The sequence below is a fragment of the uncultured Eudoraea sp. genome (assembly GCF_947490415.1).
GTDB lineage: Bacteria > Bacteroidota > Bacteroidia > Flavobacteriales > Flavobacteriaceae > Eudoraea.
The window spans coordinates 58,027-77,221 of sequence record NZ_CANLGX010000004.1 but is presented as its reverse complement, the minus strand read 5'-3'; the positions used below and the strand labels follow the sequence as shown (position 1 = coordinate 77,221).

The following is a 19,195-nucleotide window of genomic DNA, read 5'->3' as shown; positions in this document are numbered from 1 at the left end:
GCCTATGTAAATATTGCTTAAATCATACCTGTGTGCAAAAAACAGACAAGTATAACTTGTGATTCTCTCCTGTCTATTTTTTAGGTGTAACCTCTGAGATTTTTAATTTATTCTTCTGAATCATCATCCATTTCTAAATTTTCTTCCTCCTTGTGGTTTTCAAATTCATTGTCATCATCATCCTGATCCTCATCAGGATCAAAATCCTCCATAGCGGCAACTAAGCGTTTACTAATTTTGACCAGATAAACTGTGTCAATGGTTCTGACCTCTACACATTCAACAACTTCATTTTGTGCATTTTTAAAAGTTATAATATTGTCTTCATCATATCCATCAGGATATTTTGTTACCAAAAGATCAAGGATATCATGGGTAAGCTTTTTATAGTCCACAATTACTCTGCGGAGGGGCGAATTTGTCTTTTTCATTTTTATAGATTCAATAGATAGGCAAAGATCAAGGGAGCAACAATAGTGGCATCACTCTCTATGATATATTTAGGCGTATTAATATCTAACTTACCCCAGGTAATCTTCTCATTGGGTACGGCACCCGAATAAGAACCATAACTTGTGGTAGAGTCGCTAATCTGGCAGAAGTAACTCCAAAAGGGGGTGTCTTCCAGCCCGAGGTCTTGTGTTAACATTGGAACCACACAAATGGGAAAATCTCCTGCTATCCCACCACCAATTTGAAAAAAGCCAATCCCATTCTTTGAATTCGGGGTATACCATTCCGCCAAATAGGTCATATATTCAATGCCGGACTTCATTGTATCAGCCTTTAATTCTCCTTTCATTACATAACTTGCAAAAATATTCCCCATGGTACTGTCTTCCCAGCCGGGCACCACAATCGGCAGGTTCTTTTCAGCTGCTGCATACATCCATGAATCCTTCAGATCAATTTCATAATGTTCTTCCAGTACCCCTGAGAGCAGCATTTTGTACATATATTCATGTGGAAAATAGCGTTCTCCTGCTTGTTCGGCATCCTTCCATATTTTAAAAATATGGTGTTGCAACCTTCTAAAGGCTTCTTCTTCGGGTATACAGGTGTCTGTAACTCGGTTTAGTCCTTTTTCCAGTAAGTTCCATTCATCCTGAGGGGTTAAATCCCTGTAATTGGGTACTCTTTTATAATGCGAATGTGCCACAAGATTCATGATATCCTCTTCAAGGTTTGCGCCGGTACACGAAATGATGTCTACTTTCCCGGAACGGATCATTTGGGCAAAACTTTTACCCAACTCTGCCGTACTCATGGCCCCTGCCAGGGAAACCAACATTTTTGCACCTTTTTCTAACTGCTCTTCATACCCTTTGGCGGCATCTACCAGAGCAGCTGCATTAAAATGTAAAAAGTGCTGTTCTATAAAAGATGAGATTGCTCCCTTAGTCTTCATCATCATCAAATTTGAAATGGGTATTGGAAACTGATTTTAAATCAGTATCATAAGTGTTGTCATAATCATCATCGGCCTCTTCTTCTTTAAACTTATAGGTCAACATTTTATAAAATAATTTGGCGGCTAGGAAATCAGGGGATTTATCATTTTTATTTGGACATAATTCAACCATATCAAACCCAACAACATTTTTCTCCTGAAAAACCTGTAAAAGAAATTCCAGGGTTTCATACCACAATAATCCGCCCGGTTCGGGTGTCCCTGTCGAAGGCATTATGGAAGGATCCAGTGCATCAAGGTCAAAGGTGATAAAAACATTATCAGAAAGTTGATCAATAACATTGTCCATCCAATATTCGTTGCTCAACATTTCATGGGCAAAGAAAGTCTTATCGGGATCCATATAGGTTTTTTCAATTGCATCCATGCTGCGTATTCCTACCTGAACTAAATTTGTCTGTTGCGATGCTTCATGAACCGCACAGGCGTGGTTATACTGGGTGCCCTGATAAGTTTTCCTTAAATCTGCATGTGCATCAATATGTAAAACACTCAGGTTCTCAAAACACTCATTAAATGCCCTGATACTTCCAATAGAAATTGAATGCTCACCTCCGATCAGAGCCACAAATTTGTTACGCTTAATATATTCTTTAGTGACTTTATGCACGGTATCTACCATAGATTCCGGGCTACGGTTCTCCAAAATTTCATCTGCCAGGTAAATACCTTGTTTATAGACTTCAGTATCAGTTTCAATATCATAGAGTTCCATATTCTCTGAAGCTTCTAAAAAGGCATTTGGCCCCTTGTCTGCGCCTTTACCCCATGTGCTCGTTCCATCGTATGGAACAGGAATGAGAACAATCTTTGCTTTTTCAAGTTGTGCCAGATCTTGTGGGATCCCTGCGTAATTAGTGTTTGTTTTCACTTTAATTTAATTTTAGGATAATTATCAAATAATGCTTCAATAAGGTGTTCTCCATTCTGAGATTTATCGATAGGTTTTACTTTTTCCGCGTCATACCCCAGGATGGCTAAAACTTGTTCCGAACTTTGTTCCGGTTTATATACGGAAGAGATAATTCTTCCTTTCTCATCTTTATCAATAATAATATACTTTGGCTGTGGAATTAAGCAATGCTGTAATCCGCCAAAACCGCCTAAGGTTTCCTGGTATGCCCCGGTATTGAAAAAGCCGATATATAAAGGTTTGTCTTTTTTGAATTTGGGCAGGTAAATAGCATTCATATGCTGCTCGCTGTTATAATAATCATCACTATCACAGGTGAGTCCTCCTAACAGAACTCTTTCGTATTCGCTATCCCAGCGGTTAATGGGAAGCATAACAAAACGTTTGTTTATCGCCCAGGTATCCGGCAAGGTGGTAATAAAAGAAGAATCAATCATATTCCACTTTTCCCTATCGTTTTGCTGTTTCTGATACAAAATCTTATAAATAGCCCCTCCGCTTTCACCAACTGTAAAGTTTCCGAATTCGGTAAAAATATTGGGTACAGGAACATCTGCTTCCTTACAAACAACACTTATTTGATTTACTATTTCGTCTACCATGTACTCATAGTCGTAGTCAAATGCAAGGGAGTTTTTGATGGGAAATCCACCCCCAATGTTTAAGCTATCCAGCGAGGTACAATTCTTTTTAAGACGAACGTATACACGGAGACATTTTAGTAATTCGTTCCAATAATAGGCATTATCCTTTATCCCTGTATTAATAAAAAAGTGAAGCATTTTTAGTTCTACCTTATCATTATCCTTAATTTGATTTTCATAAAAGGGTATAATGTTTTTATAGCCAATGCCTAAGCGTGAGGTGTAGAATTCAAACTTTGGTTCTTCCTCGGAAGCAATACGTATCCCTACCTTAAAAGTGTCATTAATTTCTTCTGAGAGTAAATCGATTTCTTCATAGTTATCAATAATGGGAATGCAATTCTGATGGCCTTCATTAATGAGTCGGGCAATGTTTTCTATGTACTGCGGCTTCTTGTACCCATTGCAAATTACAAAAGTGTCGTTTTTGACTTTCCCGGTTTTTTTAAGATGTTCAACAATATTAATATCAAAGGCTGAAGAAGTTTCAATATGAATATCATTCTTGAGGGCCTCATTGAGAACATGAGCAAAATGTGAACTTTTGGTGCAATAACTATAATAATATTTCCCGGCGTAATTATTTTTTTTCATGGCGTTGTTAAACCATGTTTTGGCGCGGTTAATATTATCAGAAATTTTAGGTAAATATGTAAATTTTAGGGGGCTGCCATAGGTTTCTATAAGGCTCAAAAGGTCTATGCCATGAAACCGTAAATTGTTTTCCTCAAGAGAAAGATCATCCTGCGGAAAATCAAATGTCTGATTAATCAGATCGATGTATTTTGTATTCACTGTGGTATATATAAATATTGAAAACTAGTTTTAATAGATCGGCCCACTCTTATACGTAAAAGGCGAGGGCTTTAGTTCTCAACTTCAAATAATTATTTGTTGTGCTGTAGTAGGAATAAAAAAATAGCCATGCTGGCTCGAAAAGATCGCAGTACTAACGGAAGTTAGCTCTAAAATTCGGTTACTTATCCGATAAGCAGTCATTGGGTTTGACTTCCTAATTCCCAATAACCCGAACGTATAAACACGGTTCATAATGTGCAGCTAAAAGCTCTATTGTCTTACCAAAGATTATTCATTTGACAAGACAAATGAAAACAAAAAATTTGAATAAACAACGGATTTATAAAAAAAGTGATGATGTCTTGACACAAGTATTTTCAGGAGAACAGATTTTCATAATGTTTATTCATGTTCGAAAATAAATTTCCGGTTCAGAGATACTTCAATTCATGAAAAACAAATTAATATTAAGTCTTTTAATTCCTTAAAAGGATGTTCCGATAATCTGTTTTATGAAGGTTAACGATAAAATATTTAATCAGAAAGGGGGGGATAGAAAAGCTATCAATCATGAAGGCATATTCCGAAGAGTCATCCTCCAAAAGTTTAAATAACCCAACTTCCCAGACTTATTCTGAGTAAGCAATATTGTAGATTGAATTACTCTATAAATGTTGGTAAATTATGCATATCGTGAAAGAGAATACGGATTATAAGTCGGTATTACAGTGAGATATCCCATTGTACTCTAAATCTCCAACCCTTTGGGATATCGGTGTTTGTAGTTTTGATGTTAAAATAAGTTATGTCTGTGGTTAATTTATTGCGATGCTTCGCAAAGAACCAATTAAACGCTAAAGCGTATTCTTCTTCCTTAAAGGAGGAGATGGTGCTGTTGGGGACATAAAAAGAGTATCTCCCTGCCACTTCAAGCGGTTTTGGAATTTTTTTCCATAATCCATTCAAAAAATAACCCGCCTGAACATAATTTCCATAGAGTTCTGTATTTGTTTCATTCACCTTGTCGGATATATCTTTGAAATGAAGTTCCTGTTGCCATGAAAATCCTCGGTACATGAAGGCAGTCTCAATTAATGCCTGCTTCACCCTGTATTGTCCTGGAATGCCTTCTTCAAAACCATTGAGCTGACCTCCCCCTGACTGGGAGAATCGTGTGTAAGGACTCCTATTGGTAAGTGCACCAAAAGCAAGTAAAGCTGTTGGTTTTTCATGATAATCTAAATCGGAACCGGTCATTTCCAATTCCCGCCCTAAAAAATTCCACTGTAATCTTCCCACATACATAAGGTGGGAATCATCATTTTGGGTTGAACCTCTGCCGGCACCTGTAAGCACTGAGAAATAATAGGAAATATCGGTAAGCGTTTTCGGAAAGATTCGGCCATACACTGAGATTCCCTGTTGCCTGTCTATGGTAAAAGGACGGTTAAGAATGGATCTGTCCATCATCTGTTGTTTTCCCGATGAAATAACTCGTTCTCTGTTGTAATAGGTTTTCCATTGGCCGGCTTTAAATTTTAAAAATTCCCATTTTTCGACCATAAGCCGAAAATCGAGTAAATTTCCCTGCCCCAATTCGTATTCCCAATAATATTTTAGCCAGGGAGCAAATGCGTTACCCCCAACTTTTAAACGGGCTCTGTTAATTTTGAAGATAGGACTATCCGAAATTACTGCATCAAAATTTAAAGGGTCCTCATCATTTGGGTAGGCAAACCTGAATTGAAACCGGGATTCCAGATGTAGTAAAAAACGATTATCCCGTGTTTGCATTTGAAATCCTTTACTGCCATATGTGAAATTGACCTTTTTATCTTCTTGCTCAGTTTCCTGAGCATTCAATTGATATCCAAAAATAATTAGGACTAAGACAATTAATGTGAAATTGATATTTTTCAAAGAATTGGCCATATGGTCGGATATTGGTTGGGAGTATTTCAAATTTACCTAAAATCTCAGTTCAAATAAATGGTGTTTTCCAAAACGTTGTTCAATAACATGAAAAGTTTTTTACCCTTTCTTTTATATATTTCTCAAATTCTTCTTTGGATGACATATTATTACGAAGGTATAGCCCTAGATTTCTAATTGATCATACACCGCAATTTAATTCTGAATTCAGACATGCTTAAAAACATGCAAGAAATATTCATTCAACTTCCTAACTATATAAAAGTATGTTCAAATATTTTATTTTAGTAAGAATTAAAATAGAATTAGGGAAATAAAAAAAGCCATCAGTTATGATGGCTTTAAACTTAGTTTTGGTATTCAGGACTTAGTCAATTACTTCCACATTTACTGCGTTCATTCCCTTTTGTCCTTTTTCCAAATTAAACTTTACGTTATCGTTTTCATTAATTTCATCAATAAGACCACTTTGGTGTACAAAAATGTCTTCTTCAGAATTAACTGGTTTTATAAAACCAAATCCTTTGGCCCTATTAAAAAATTTTACTGTTCCTTCGTTCATTACTTTGATATTTATTATTAATTATTTTATTTATTTTTTGTTTTTATTTTTTTGTCAATTCTTGACTGTTATTGGCTCCAAAGGCGATACTTTGCCTAATTCTTTTAGCATTTTGATATGGTCCCAAATAGCGGAGGCAAGTGTGCTTTTGGTATGATAAGGAATGCCGTGTTCTTTAGCCGTAAGTTCTACAATACCAGATATTTTTTTATAATGGATATGACAAATATTAGGCAATAAGTGATGCTCTATTTGGTAATTTAACCCCCCAATTAACCATGATAAGAATCTGCTTTTAGGCGAGAAATTACATGTTGTTGCCAGTTGATGAGTGAACCAATCACCTTCTACAAAACCATCTTTATCAGGTAAGGGAAATTCTACACTGGGCGTGATATGTGCTACCTGAAACACAATACTGATCAAAATACCGGTCATAAAGTGCATACTAAGAAAGGCCAGTACAATGATCCACGGCGCCAGAGGTATTATCAGAATTGGTAAGATTAAGGCATAAGTATAGTAGAAAAGTTTCCATCCGATTAGTTTTGCCAGTTCCTTTTTAAATTCATTTTTTTTACTAAAAAAACCTTTCTTTCTATAGCGATTTATTCTTACAAAATCCTTAGACGTAATCCACGAAATAGTAGACAGGCCGTAGAAAAACCAAACATAAAAATGCTGAAACTTATGCATCCGGTTTTTTTTCGCATGGGGTGAAAAACGCAGGACTGTTGGAGGGTTTATATCATCATCCGATTGATCTATATTTGTATATGTATGATGTAAAACGTTGTGCTGAATCCTCCATACTGTGGAGTTTGCGCCAATAAGGTTCATGGTGTACCCCAGGTACTTATTAACATATTTATTTTTAGAATAGGAACCATGAATGGCATCATGCATTATACCCATACCAATTCCTGCCATTCCCAAACCACTAATAATGTAAAGGATAAATAAAATTCCAGCACTGGTTATAAGACCACTGTTGATAATTATCATTGGAATAATAAATAATGATAACATAAGTATGGTCTTTAAAATCATGCTCTTATTTGCATGTTTGCTGAGATCATTTGTTTTGAAATAGACATTCACTCTGTCTTTTAATGTTTTCGAAAAGTCAGAGCTTGTTCTTTTTGAAAATTTTGGAGTTTTAATACGATTACTATTTTAATTTTATAGCTTTCTACCGGCTTAAGATATTAATGAACATAAATCATCCTTGTTCATTATTGATTTAGGGTCGGTAAATAATTGGAGGAATTTTAAAGAAACTAATTAAGGTATAATAGGAAAATCTCTTTTCACTTAAAATAACATCTAAACCAGAATCACCTTTTCTTATTATTGGCTGATAAAAAGTTTTTTTGCACTATTGCTATTAAAAAACTGAAGAGAGCGGGAGTAAATTAAAGATCCGGGTAGATCGTAATAAAGGGAAGCTTTCTGACCTTTTAACATTACAAAGATACCTCCTATTTAATGTATTCTTCCAAATACTGTGTTAAAGTGCTAAAAATGAGTAATTTGTTAGTTTGCCTGATAATCTAAAGGGTACTTTCCCATTCCAGGATTACTACTAAAATCTCACTGCATCACTGTATTCACAGGTAATAGATAAAACCTTGGAATATGATGACATAAAGCAATAGTCAGCTTTAATCAGGATCCTTTTTGAAAAAGCCAATATTATTTATTCTGGTTGTTCTTCCACAGCTATTAAATTATCGTCCGGGATGCGATCAATCATTTTATTATAAGGATCGACACCAGCCTTTATAGGTAATTTTTCCACCGTATAAGTAAAGGAATTCTCGCCTGGCATTACCCATCTTTTTTCTAACACCAGCGGGGATTTAACTGTCATCCCCAAATCGTTTTTGACATCCTCAGTAAAAATACCGATTTCTAATGCATTGGCTGATTCCGGCGAATCCAGTAATTTTCCGTTACCATCAAAATGGCTTTTGCTACTTTGCACATCAATAGTTACCTCATATTTTCCATTATCTAATTGCTTGTACGTTGCTTTGGAGGTTTTATTTGAATACAGTGTAATTTTTTCAAAACTATCTTCAAGAAAATAATTCAGTGAATCAGGGGTAGCGGATTTAATATGATCATACCATTCCAAACTGTTTGTAAAAGGAGCTTTAGGACGGAAGGCGGCGGAATCAACATAGCGTTCAAAGGCCTTATTTAGATTTTTCTCTCCAATAAGATCTTGCAGGGCATATAAGATAAGTGCCCCTTTTTGATACCAAACATAGGCCTGGTTGTCATTGTCTAACAAGGTTTTTTCAAACTTACTTTCATTGGCCCTGCCTCTTAAATAACGATCCAATTCATCTTTAAGGAAGCGCTGCATGGCATCTACTCCATACTCCTTTTTCATGACCATCAAGGCCGAATATTCGGCCATGGATTCTGAAACTTGGTTGGCACCTCGAGTGGCCGAGGGAGTTACCTGATGCCCCCACCATTGATGTGCCACTTCATGTGAAGTCACAAAATAAGCGTAGTCCAAGTCTTCAGGGTCACTAAAATCCGCTACCCATCCAAAACTTTCTGAAAAGGGGACCGTATTCGGGAAAGACTGGGCAAAACTTGCATATCTGGGGAATTCTAATATACGCATTTGACGGTATTGATAAGGTCCAAAATTTTCTGAAAAATAATCCATAGAATGTTTTACACTCTTTACAAAACGATCAATATTATAGATATGCGCTGGATGATGGAAGATTTCAATATTCACCCTATCTCCATTCTTACCTGTCCAGACTTCTTTATGGACCTCATATCTAGCCGAGGAAATATTATAAAAGAAATCCAAATCTCCTTCCATTTTGTAGGTATAGAATTTACGTCCATTTTCTTCCCATTCCTTTTGCAAATAACCCGGCATTATAGCTAATTGATCCGGAGCCGTACTAACGGTTCCTTCAAAAGTGACATAATCTGCATCATCGTTAAACAGAAGATTTCTTAGTCCCCAATCATCATTTTGAGGAGGTGACGTATATTCCTTTATGGGTAAATCGTATTTCTTGCGATCCTGATCACTTGTAAGTTCTCCCCCCGAATTGTAACCAAAAGAGGGAAAGAAATCATTATTAAGAAAGGTTCCGTTATAGACTATTTCCCTACCCGTTCCTTCATTGGGAAACCCGTCATAACCTCCGCTCACGGTGAGTTCCAGTTCTAAGGTGTCACCCGGTTGCATTCGGGTTTCCAGGGAATAGATTTCATAGTTATAATCATCATATCTTTTCCCTAGAACAGGGCTTTTTCCATTAATTTTAAATTCCTCCATTTTTTTATGAAAGATTCCTGGCCCACCCCAGTTCAAATGAAGAGAATCTATGGAGACATCCCATTTATTTACTAATTGATAAACGGTTTTAATGGTTGCGCGCCTTTCTTCGGGGACTAAATCGGCTTGTACCTTTACATCCACTACCTTAGGCTGGGGAATTTTGTCGTACTTGCTGAGTTGTTTTTCATAGTCAGCTGAAGCTATGGTCCCGGCTTTTTCATTCCGATAATTATTCAGAGTTTTAGTATTGTAATTTATATAGAGCCCACTTCCTAGCGAAACAATTGCTAAAAGTACTATAGTAGAAAAAGTTGCTTTATTTAAGCGCCCTTTGGCGATTTGCACCCGGGATTTTCTTCCCGAATCCGTACCGCGTCGCCAAAAAAGAAAACCTATATAGGTAAGGACCCCACCAAATGCTAGCCAATACAATCTAAACCAAAAAAGAGCAGTTCCAAAATGCCCAAACCCATTCATATCCGAAACTGTATAACCCGGGGCATAAGCATATAGATAAAGGTTGTTATCAACATCTAAAAAGCTATTCAGCCCAAAAAGGAGGGCCCAAATGGCAATGGCAATAACATGACCAATAAACTTCTTGGTCACCATAGAATGCACAAAGAAAGCCAGCATGATAAAGGTGATGTATTTTGGAAATTCAATAAGATATAAATCGGTAAAATACATCCCCAATTCAAAGTTGAAATAGCCCTTTATTACCTGATTAAAAAGTCCACTTAGGAGTATCAAATTTACCAACAGAAAACTTACAAATGTGAGCGCTAAGAATTTAGAACCATAAACTATTCCATTGGGAATGGGTAAAGAACCAAATATTTGGTCATAGTTAACCCCACGTTCTCTATGCATTACTTCACCTGTCATAAAGACAATCAGCACAAAAATTAAAATGATGTAAGTAAAATCTTTTACTTCCAGCATATAGTAGGTGAGGGGTAGGGATGGAGTTCCATATAATGGAAAGCCAAACCAACCATCAAAGAATAGAAAAAGAACTGCAGCCACTAAAATGGCAATAAAGAAATTATCTCTGATGATATTTTTAAACTCCATTATGGCCAAATCAACCAATAACTTTAAGTTTAAACTTTTGGAGTAAGTCTTTGTAACCACAGGAATATGTTCGCTTACTGTTGACAAGTCCAGCTCATCATCCAAACTTTTCGACTTTTTACTGCTGTAGTTTCTACTCAGAAAACGCTGAAAATCGAATCTGAAAAGGGTAAAAAGCAAAGCTAAAAGGCCCAGACCTATCCATAGCACTCGATTCCATACCATTAAGCCCTTAAAGGGAATGGTTTTTGTGTTTTGTTCTTCAGGCGTCCAATATTCAATTACGTTACTGTAGGTGCCAAATCCAAAAGGATCCAAAAGACTTACGAGATCTTTATTTTCAACATCCTGAGTCAGGGTTAGGGTGATAAGATAAGTTATAAATAGAATGGCCCCTCCGGCATAGGCCAACATTACTCTTTTTGTTAAGGCCACAAGAGCAAAAAATATACAGCCGGCAAAGAAAAAATTACTCCAATAAAGAATGATAGTGGGTTGTATGTAGTACCATAAATGAAAAGATGTGAAACGATCCGGTTCCGTGTAACCTGCATATGGACCAATGGCAAAGCCAACAATTAGCCCAATATGAAATCCAAGGCTAATTAAAAATAAAATGGAAAGGGATCCTAAAAACCTTCCCAGGATATACCCTTTTTCACTTATGGGATAGGTGAAGTAGTAGTTTTCAGTTTTGTGCTCTATATCCCTATATACAGGGACCCCCATGATAGCACTGGCCATCATCACCCCAAAAATGCTAATCGTACTTAACATGGTAGCAATAGCGATAGGGGAATTGACAAAAACCTTTTCTGAGGCAGGGCCATTACCTCCAATAGCTATTATTAATCCAAAAACTAGAAGAATACCGAAATAAGCCCAGGTGGCAGGTCTTTTTAACCTGTATTTTATTTCGAATAAGAATATTTCTTTAAACATGGTGGATGATTTTTAGGTGAAGCAGTTATTAATCTGTAATGCGTTCCATTCTGGTAGTGATCTCAGCAAAATAAACATCTTCCAAATTGGCTTTGCTGGGCTCAAAAGAAGAATCAGGTTGCTCTTCACTTAAGACATGAATAATAGTCTGGCCAGCTTTTAAATAGGTTGAAATGACCTGCATTTCGGATTGGTATCGCTCCAGATCTCCTTTTTCTATCCCCTTTTTCCATATTTTACCCTTTATTCTTTCGGTCAATTCGGAGGGATTGCCTTTAGCCACTACCTCGCCTAAGCATATAATAGCCATATTATTACACAGATTAGAGATATCTTCCACAATATGGGTGGAAAGTATAACAATGGTATTCTCACCAATCTCACTTAATAAGTTATGGAATCTAATACGTTCGGCCGGATCTAAGCCCGCGGTAGGCTCATCCACAATGATAAGACTTGGGTCGCCAATTAGTGCCTGAGCAATGCCAAATCGTTGTTTCATTCCACCGGAATAGGTACCGAGACTCTTGTTTCGCACATGCCATAGATTGGTCTTATTTAATAAGGATTCTACAAGCGCTTTCCGCTCAGATTTATTAGATACCCCTTTTAGGGAGGCTATATGATTAAGCATGTTATAAGAGCTTATTTTCGGGTAAACCCCAAATTCCTGGGGCAGGTAGCCAAGGATTTCCCGAACTTTGGCCTTATCCTTCAGAACATCAATATCTCCCAGAGTTACAGAACCCGAATCTGCCTGTTGCAGGGTGGCCAGGGTTCTCATAAGTGAAGATTTTCCGGCTCCATTGGGGCCCAAAAGCCCAAACATTCCCTGGGGAATAGTAAGGTTCACATCTTTTAAGGCCTGAACACCGTTAGAATAGGTTTTGTTTAAATTTTTGATCTGTAATTCCATAGTTGTATTTGGTATGGTGGTTTATTAGTATTTTTTTAAGGTCTAAATGAAGTTTCGATTATTTGGAGGAAATTGAAGCTATTCCTCTCCAGTCCTCATCAATTTCCTGAGTTATCATATGCGCCGATCTGTTTAGAAATAATTTAGCTGCACTATCAGTGTTTTCTTTTTTTACAATTTGTTGGAACGTTACCGCTGCCATGGCAAACTCCCGGTTAAAATAGAGATTCATACCTTCCTCAAAAGTGCTGAGGGTTTGCAATTTATGCTTTAAAAGTGCTGCGTTGTCACCATTTATACATTCGTAAATATCTATAGGTTTTTGTTTCCCTTTCACCTGAACCGGGCCTAAATATCTAAAATCAAATTCTTCCGGATTAGTCAGGTTGTTTTTACAATTATCAGTTAATAAAATGGATGATCCGTAGTGCTTGGAAAGCCCTTCAATCCTGGAAGCAGTATTCACGGTATCGGATATTATTGCAGCATCCAATCGTTCTATATCTCCTGTGATACCCATAATCAAATTACCGTTTTGCATCCCAATCCCCAGTTTTACGGCAAAACTATTTTTGGTGCTTCTTTCTTCATTATAAAGCCGGAGAGAAGCTTGCATTTCTACAGAAGCCCTTACCGCGGCCTGAGAGCCATCAGGAAACAGCGCCATAAAACCATCACCAAGATATTGCATTATAAATCCGCCATTTTCCCGAACAATGGGCCCCATCCTTTTATTAAATGAATTGATAAAAAGGAAGTTATCCTCCGGGGTCAAAAATTCGGATATGGTAGTAAAATCTCTGATATCGGCAAAGAGTACGGTTACTTCTTTTTCCACAAGGTCTCCTAAAGACACCTCTGTCAGCTTATCTTTCCCTAAAAATTTAATAAATTCATGCGGAACGAATTTTTGACTTACTTCATGAATAGACCTGATAGCTTCTTCTCGTTCCTTGGATTCCTGCAGACCTTTTTGATACAGATAGGCAGTCTCCAAAGCTCCTGCTGATTGTAATGAAATGGTGGTGAGTAATTTCAATTCCGCGGCAGTGAACTCATTTTGCTCATTATGACCCAGTATAACCATGCCCAAAGTGCGATGTTTAACTTTTAACGGGGAATACATAATGGTCCTAAGGTGATTTAATGCAGGGTTATTCTCAATTTTTTCTGAAGGCACAATGGCAGAAGTGCCTCTGCTTATTAGCTCTTTGAGCAAGAAATTTAATTTGTCAATATTTTCTTCCTTATCCGGATTCTGGCCAAAAGAGGCGAGTTCAACAACTTTATTTTTCTCAGGCTCGTAAATTAAGAAGAGGCCGTGGGTAGAATTGATGATTTGCGAGGCCTCACCAAGTGCCATTTCTGCAATTGATTTGGCATCTATTTTTTCTGAAATCCGCTCACTAAAATCATAGATCATATTAATCTCTCTGTACAAGCCTAAAACTTCATTTCCTATTTTTTTCTTTTCGATCTCTTTTTCAACAAAGACCATTATCATATTGGCCAGTAAATTTCCGTCCTCACCTGAAGCTAACAGAGTTCCATAGGTAATTTCATCCAGATTTAAAGGAAATGATTGAAAGCTATCTAAGGGAGTTCCATGTATTAGTTTGTCATCAAAGCCGATGACTGCAAATTTCAATCTCAATTTGGCCGCGATAGCAGTAATTACCTGCTCTGAACTATGGCTCTTTTTTAAGATATTTTTGAGGGCTTTTAAATAATATTTGGAATCCGTATGCCTTGTCATACTTACAGCTTCAGAATTTCTTCTGCAATAGACAACATCTCATCCGGATCAAAAGGTTTGGTCATGTAACGGTCTGCTCCCATGTCCAGCCCTTTTTGACGATCTACTTCCTGACCTTTTGCGGTCAAGAGTATGATATATACATGTGATAATTTGAGTTCTTTTTTTACTTTCTGACAGACTTCCATCCCGTTCATCTTAGGCATCATAACATCCAGAAATACGAGGTTAGGTTCCTCTTTCTGTATTAAGTTTAATGCTTCCTCCCCATTCTCTGCAAACAGTAATTCAACACCTTCATCTTCCAAATCCTCCAGAGTTTGCTCGATTAGCATTCTGATGTGAGCTTCGTCATCTACAATGAGTAACTTTTGTCCCATATATTTTTCCTTCCTTATTAATTAATAGTTATTCATAGATAAAGAACATTACGTTCTCCATCCCTTTCTGAAGTTTTAACTCCTTTAATTTTTTTTGATCCCCATTGAAAACTGAGTTGAGCATAATGATATCCGGTTTGGATTTTGTGGCCGTTTCTAAAAAGTCTTTGGAATTAGATTCCACCACTTTATAGCCTCTTGCGTTCAAGACATCGGAAAGCGTCTTTACTGCCGAGGCATCCTCATCAACTACCAATACTTTCTTTTTAGATACTCCTTGTTCCAGCAGTTCTTCTACTTCATGAAACAAATGTTCTGTATTTATTGGTTTGGTAAGATACCGGTCTACGCCTATTCTAAACCCTCGCTCCTTATCCTGTACAATAGACAATATAATTATAGGGATATCCATGGTAGCAGGATCGTTTTTTAATACCGCCGCTACATCAAACCCATTTATTTCAGGCATCATAACATCAAGAATGATCAAATCGGGTTTAGACATTCTTACCATATCCAAAGCTGCCTTGCCGTTGGCAGCCTCTTTTACTTCGTATCCCGCTTCCGTGAGCTCCTGTCTTAAGAGAGATCTTATAGGAGTGTCATCATCAACGACTAATATCGTTTGTGCCTTCTTTAAGGTATTTAGTGAGGAGTGCTTAATTTGCTTTTTTAAGCTTTTAAGTATTCTGTCTAATTGAATAGGTGGCTTGTCTGTTCCCTCTCCCATAACCGGTATAGTGAAGAAAAAAGTGCTGCCTACCCCAGCCGTGCTCTTCATCCAGATAATTCCCCCATGATGCTCAATAATCTCCCTGCAAATTGGAAGTCCCAAGCCAGTCCCTTTGGGTTTATCTGTCAGGGTATCCCCGGCTTGTCTGAAACGCTCAAAGATCTTATGACGGTCTTCCTCGGCGATACCTATCCCTGTATCCTGTACTTCAACAAGTATTTGCCCGTTATCTAAGGAGGCCTCAATCACTACAGATCCCTTATCTGTGAATTTTACTGCATTAGACAAAAGGTTAATTACCACCTGAATAAGCTTGTCCTCATCAGCACTCACTACCGGAAGATCTTCTGAAACCTTTTTCTTCAGGGTTAGTTTCTTCTCTTCAAATAAAGACGAGGTGCTCGCAATGGCTCTGCTAATAACATCCTGGAGGAAAATTGGTTTCTTGTTCCATTCCATTCTACCTGATTCAATTTTGGCAAGATCCAGCACATCATTGATCAAATTAGTAAGCCGTTCCCCTTCAGACACCACCACATTCAGGTTTTCGCTAACCTGTTTCATGGTTCGCTTTATTTTTTGATCATCAACGGTTACAGCAGGAAATATCTTTTCTTCCAACCTTTTCCTGATTATTTTGGCAAAACCCAATACCGATGTCAACGGGGTACGTAATTCGTGACTTACTGTTGAAAGAAAAGCACTTTTCGCTTCATTGGCATCCTCAGCTTTTGCTTTTGCTTCTTTAGCTTCTTCATAAAGTTCTGCATTGTGCAGGGCCACACCCACGTTAATTGCAATAGTATTTAGTAAATTTTTGTCTTCCTGATTAAACCTGCTGGCCTGTTGGGTGCTTTGAACACTTAGCACCCCAATAACTTTGTCTTCAACAGGAATTGGAACTCCCAAATATGAAATTGCCCGTTTACCTGTCTGGGAAATCCCATACTTATCATATTGGGCAACAATATCAGTATCTTTATTAATCAACAAAGCTTCTCCGTTTTGTATGATTTTAGAAGTGAACCCTTCACCAAAAGTCATTGGTTGCATATCATCACCATCCTGATATGGAAAATTAATAATCCCTTTTTCCTCATCTAATATGGCCAGATAGGTAATATCCGATTTAAATAGGTCCTTCATCTCATTTCCTACAAGTTGTATCAGTTCACTAAGCTCTAATTTTTCTGTAAGCGCTTTACTTACATGGTTAATAGTAGCCAATTCATCCAGGCGCTGTTGAACTTCTTTGGTACGTTCCTCCACTTTTTCTTCCAGATCTTTTTGCTGCTTTACCAAAAGGTTGGTTCTGGTTTTGACAATAGCATAAACCAGTACTAAGAAGCCCAAGACATAGAGTGCATAGGCCAACCACGTTTCATACCATGGAGTACTAATACTAAAGGTGATGGCTTTTTCTTCGGAGACATCCCCATATACATTTTGAGCTTTTACCCTAAAACTATAATTACCAGGAGGAAGATTGATATACTCTCTGGAAGCCTGTTTGGTCCACTCTGACCATGATTTATCTATTCCAACCAGCTGAGTACTATATTGCATTTCATTTTGCCCAATAAAGAGGGGGGCTGCATATCCAATATTTACACTATTCTGTTCAAAAGGTATTTTATAACCTTCTGGAAAATCCATGTTGCCAGCATATATAAGAGAATCTCCTGCAATGGAAAATTTTCTTAATTCTACATTGAAGTTAGGAACATAGGGTTTCGAAAGATTTCCTTCATATCTTATAACACCATCTGGACCTGTGAACCATGCCAACTGGGAGTCGTCTTCCTTAGAATTCTCAACATAAATAGTCCATAATCGATTGTTTTTAAGTTCCTTAAAAGTATCTTTATTAATTATATAATCTCCATTGGAATCTTTTGAGGCCACCATCAGTCCAGATCCCACATCAAACCAAAGACTACCTTTATCATCCTTAAAAAAATTAGTGCCTGGTCTATCAAAATCTACCAGGCTACTAAAAAAGAATTTTTTCTCTTCAAAACGGTTTTCACTTTCGCTATAAGCAAAAGACTGCTTCGTTTCTGTTGCCCAAAAGACTATTTCTTCATCGGCTTCTACGAAAAATATTCTGGAACTAGGTAACCCATCACTCTTATCTAAATAATCAAATTTTGAATCTGAGAAACTCAGTTTATTATTAACTATTTTCGGATAAATCCTTATCACCTGGCTGTCTAAACTAGACTCTACCCATAAACTTCCATCGGAAGCTTCAAGCATATTAGCGCTACTTCGAATGGGTTCATTAGTATATGATTCTTCGAGGAATTGATTTTTACGCTCATCAAAATAAAAACTTATTATTCCTTGCTGATGTGATATATATACGCGCTTTGGATCCATTTTTGACTGATAAATAAAACCAGCTCTAAAGTCATAATTAATGTTTTCCCTTACATATTTAAAGGAAGTTCCCGTTATTTCAACAAATCCCATCCCATTCGTTCCCACATAAAGCCTATCGTTGATTTCAAGAAAATTAGTCCCCTGACCAAAGGTGCCAGGTATATTTTTAATCACTTTTTCTTCTTCATCCAAATAAGCAATACCATCGTTGTTACTCAAATAAAGGACACCTTTAAATCTATAAACAGCATTGACTACATTTGTAGATAGCCCCATATCAGAATCCAAAGAGGTAAAAGTGGAATTTAGGTTTGTAGTAGAAATCCCATTTAAGAGCATAATCCAAAGAACACCTCTGGAATCTACATATACATAATCTACGCTCCCATCTTGCAAGCCATTATCTGTAGTATACTTCTGTATTAATTTTCCATCATGATCAATTAAATAAGCTCCATCGCTAAATGTATTTAAGACAAATCGGCCATCATCTAAAGCTACTCCTGGCAGGTATAATTTATCTTTAACGTAGGCATCTATTTCTGTCTTAAATGGTTTAAATTCTTTACCATCATATAGGTAAAACCCTTGGGTTCTTGTACCAATAAGTAATTGATCTTCATCATATGGTAAGATGGCATAAATACGCTCACTAGTAAATGCTTCTCCTCCTGGCACCAATTCAAAAGTGTCATCATCCTTTAAAATACAGAGACCCACCCCCCAAATACGTAAGTAATAGGTGTCATTAATAATATTACCTACATGATAACCATCCTTAGAGGGAATCACTTTCATGCTTTCACCATCCCAGGCATATAATTTAAATTCCGTTCTAAAAATGATTCGCCCCTTATGGTAATCTATCTCCCATACATCTTTAAAAGACCTATGCTCTTCTGGAATTTCATTTAGTAAAGTCTTATATTGAAATTCCCCTTTGGCGTCTGCTTCCAAATATCCTATTTCCCCAATACCTCCAACATGAATGATTCCTTGCTTATCTTTTTTCAATGATCGTACACCTCCAACCCTTGGTAGCCTAATTACTTTCCAATTTACCCCGTCGTATTGCAAAATTCCTGCACCATTTGCGAAGTACATAATTCCTTGGTCATCTTCTAAAGCCCACCAATTAGCAGGTCCAGCTCCATAATCCTGGTATTTGTAATTTGTAATAATTGGTTTTCCCAATTGTTTCTGCGCCAAAAGAGGTGAAATGGCGATTAAAAAGAAACAAAAAAAAGGAATTACTACTTTTAGGCGAGGGTTATAAATAGTTTTTGGCATAGTTAGTTGGAAAATGGTAATGGTTGGGTTTTTCAAAGTTATAATGATGGAATTTACAAAAATTATTGATA

At 37.1% G+C, this 19,195-nt stretch carries 12 protein-coding genes; all 12 read right to left on the bottom strand.

The genetic code is table 11. The annotated features are described in order from the left end of the window. Positions 1–107: 107 nt before the first annotated feature. The 12 genes from Q0874_RS11570 to Q0874_RS11515 all read right to left on the bottom strand — a co-directional run bounded on the left by Q0874_RS11570 (position 108) and on the right by Q0874_RS11515 (position 19,124). Positions 108–431 carry a hypothetical protein gene (locus Q0874_RS11570; protein ID WP_299163375.1) on the bottom strand — a complete coding sequence of 108 codons (324 nt, stop codon included), beginning with the start codon at positions 429–431 and terminating at the stop codon, positions 108–110. A 2-nt stretch (positions 432–433) separates the two neighbouring features. Beyond that, complete coding sequence (locus Q0874_RS11565; protein ID WP_299163374.1) at positions 434–1,408, bottom strand: deoxyhypusine synthase family protein; 975 nt, start codon at positions 1,406–1,408, stop codon at positions 434–436. Beyond that, entirely contained in the window at positions 1,398–2,342 is a 945-nt protein-coding gene (speB, locus tag Q0874_RS11560; RefSeq protein ID WP_299163373.1) for an agmatinase, read from the bottom strand. The genes Q0874_RS11565 and speB overlap by 11 nt, the downstream gene beginning before the upstream one ends. Beyond that, positions 2,339–3,823, bottom strand: a complete 1,485-nt coding sequence (locus Q0874_RS11555) for an arginine decarboxylase (RefSeq protein ID WP_299163371.1) — start codon at positions 3,821–3,823, stop codon at positions 2,339–2,341. The genes speB and Q0874_RS11555 overlap by 4 nt, the downstream gene beginning before the upstream one ends. 726 nt (positions 3,824–4,549) lie before the next feature. Next, positions 4,550–5,758, bottom strand: coding sequence for a porin (locus tag Q0874_RS11550; RefSeq protein WP_299163369.1), 1,209 nt, complete (start codon positions 5,756–5,758; stop codon positions 4,550–4,552). Between the two features lie 367 nt (positions 5,759–6,125). Next, on the bottom strand, positions 6,126–6,320 hold the full coding sequence (locus Q0874_RS11545) for a cold-shock protein (RefSeq protein WP_299163367.1): 195 nt from the start codon (positions 6,318–6,320) through the stop codon (positions 6,126–6,128). Positions 6,321–6,374: 54 nt separating this feature from the next. Beyond that, positions 6,375–7,349 carry an acyl-CoA desaturase gene (locus tag Q0874_RS11540; RefSeq protein WP_299163365.1) on the bottom strand — a complete coding sequence of 325 codons (975 nt, stop codon included), beginning with the start codon at positions 7,347–7,349 and terminating at the stop codon, positions 6,375–6,377. Between the two features lie 670 nt (positions 7,350–8,019). Continuing rightward, on the bottom strand, positions 8,020–11,664 hold the full coding sequence (locus Q0874_RS11535; protein ID WP_299163364.1) for a M1 family aminopeptidase: 3,645 nt from the start codon (positions 11,662–11,664) through the stop codon (positions 8,020–8,022). 28 nt (positions 11,665–11,692) lie between these two features. Then, positions 11,693–12,580 (bottom strand): ABC transporter ATP-binding protein, encoded by an 888-nt coding sequence (locus Q0874_RS11530; protein ID WP_299163362.1) that lies wholly within the window; start codon positions 12,578–12,580, stop codon positions 11,693–11,695. 58 nt (positions 12,581–12,638) lie between these two features. Then, on the bottom strand, positions 12,639–14,336 hold the full coding sequence (locus Q0874_RS11525) for an adenylate/guanylate cyclase domain-containing protein (RefSeq protein ID WP_299163360.1): 1,698 nt from the start codon (positions 14,334–14,336) through the stop codon (positions 12,639–12,641). Between the two features lie 2 nt (positions 14,337–14,338). Next, the gene (locus Q0874_RS11520; protein ID WP_299163358.1) at positions 14,339–14,716 is read right to left on the bottom strand and encodes a response regulator transcription factor; all 378 of its coding nucleotides are present in this window, start codon (positions 14,714–14,716) and stop codon (positions 14,339–14,341) included. A 28-nt stretch (positions 14,717–14,744) separates the two neighbouring features. Beyond that, a complete protein-coding gene (locus Q0874_RS11515; RefSeq protein ID WP_299163357.1) occupies positions 14,745–19,124 on the bottom strand; it encodes a response regulator in 4,380 nt (1,459 codons plus the stop codon). Positions 19,125–19,195: the final 71 nt, after the last annotated feature.

Excerpts from the sequence above, each read along its gene's own strand:
- Q0874_RS11570 (WP_299163375.1), bottom strand. The coding sequence starts at position 431 with ATGAAAAAGACAAATTCGCCCCTCCGCAGAGTAATTGTGGACTATAAA.
- Q0874_RS11565 (WP_299163374.1), bottom strand. The coding sequence starts at position 1,408 with ATGAAGACTAAGGGAGCAATCTCATCTTTTATAGAACAGCACTTTTTA.
- Q0874_RS11550 (WP_299163369.1), bottom strand. The coding sequence starts at position 5,758 with ATGGCCAATTCTTTGAAAAATATCAATTTCACATTAATTGTCTTAGTC.
- Q0874_RS11545 (WP_299163367.1), bottom strand. The coding sequence starts at position 6,320 with ATGAACGAAGGAACAGTAAAATTTTTTAATAGGGCCAAAGGATTTGGT.
- Q0874_RS11540 (WP_299163365.1), bottom strand. The coding sequence starts at position 7,349 with ATGTTATCATTATTTATTATTCCAATGATAATTATCAACAGTGGTCTT.
- Q0874_RS11535 (WP_299163364.1), bottom strand. The coding sequence starts at position 11,664 with ATGTTTAAAGAAATATTCTTATTCGAAATAAAATACAGGTTAAAAAGA.
- Q0874_RS11530 (WP_299163362.1), bottom strand. The coding sequence starts at position 12,580 with ATGGAATTACAGATCAAAAATTTAAACAAAACCTATTCTAACGGTGTT.
- Q0874_RS11525 (WP_299163360.1), bottom strand. The coding sequence starts at position 14,336 with ATGACAAGGCATACGGATTCCAAATATTATTTAAAAGCCCTCAAAAAT.
- Q0874_RS11520 (WP_299163358.1), bottom strand. The coding sequence starts at position 14,716 with ATGGGACAAAAGTTACTCATTGTAGATGACGAAGCTCACATCAGAATG.
- Q0874_RS11515 (WP_299163357.1), bottom strand. The coding sequence starts at position 19,124 with ATGCCAAAAACTATTTATAACCCTCGCCTAAAAGTAGTAATTCCTTTT.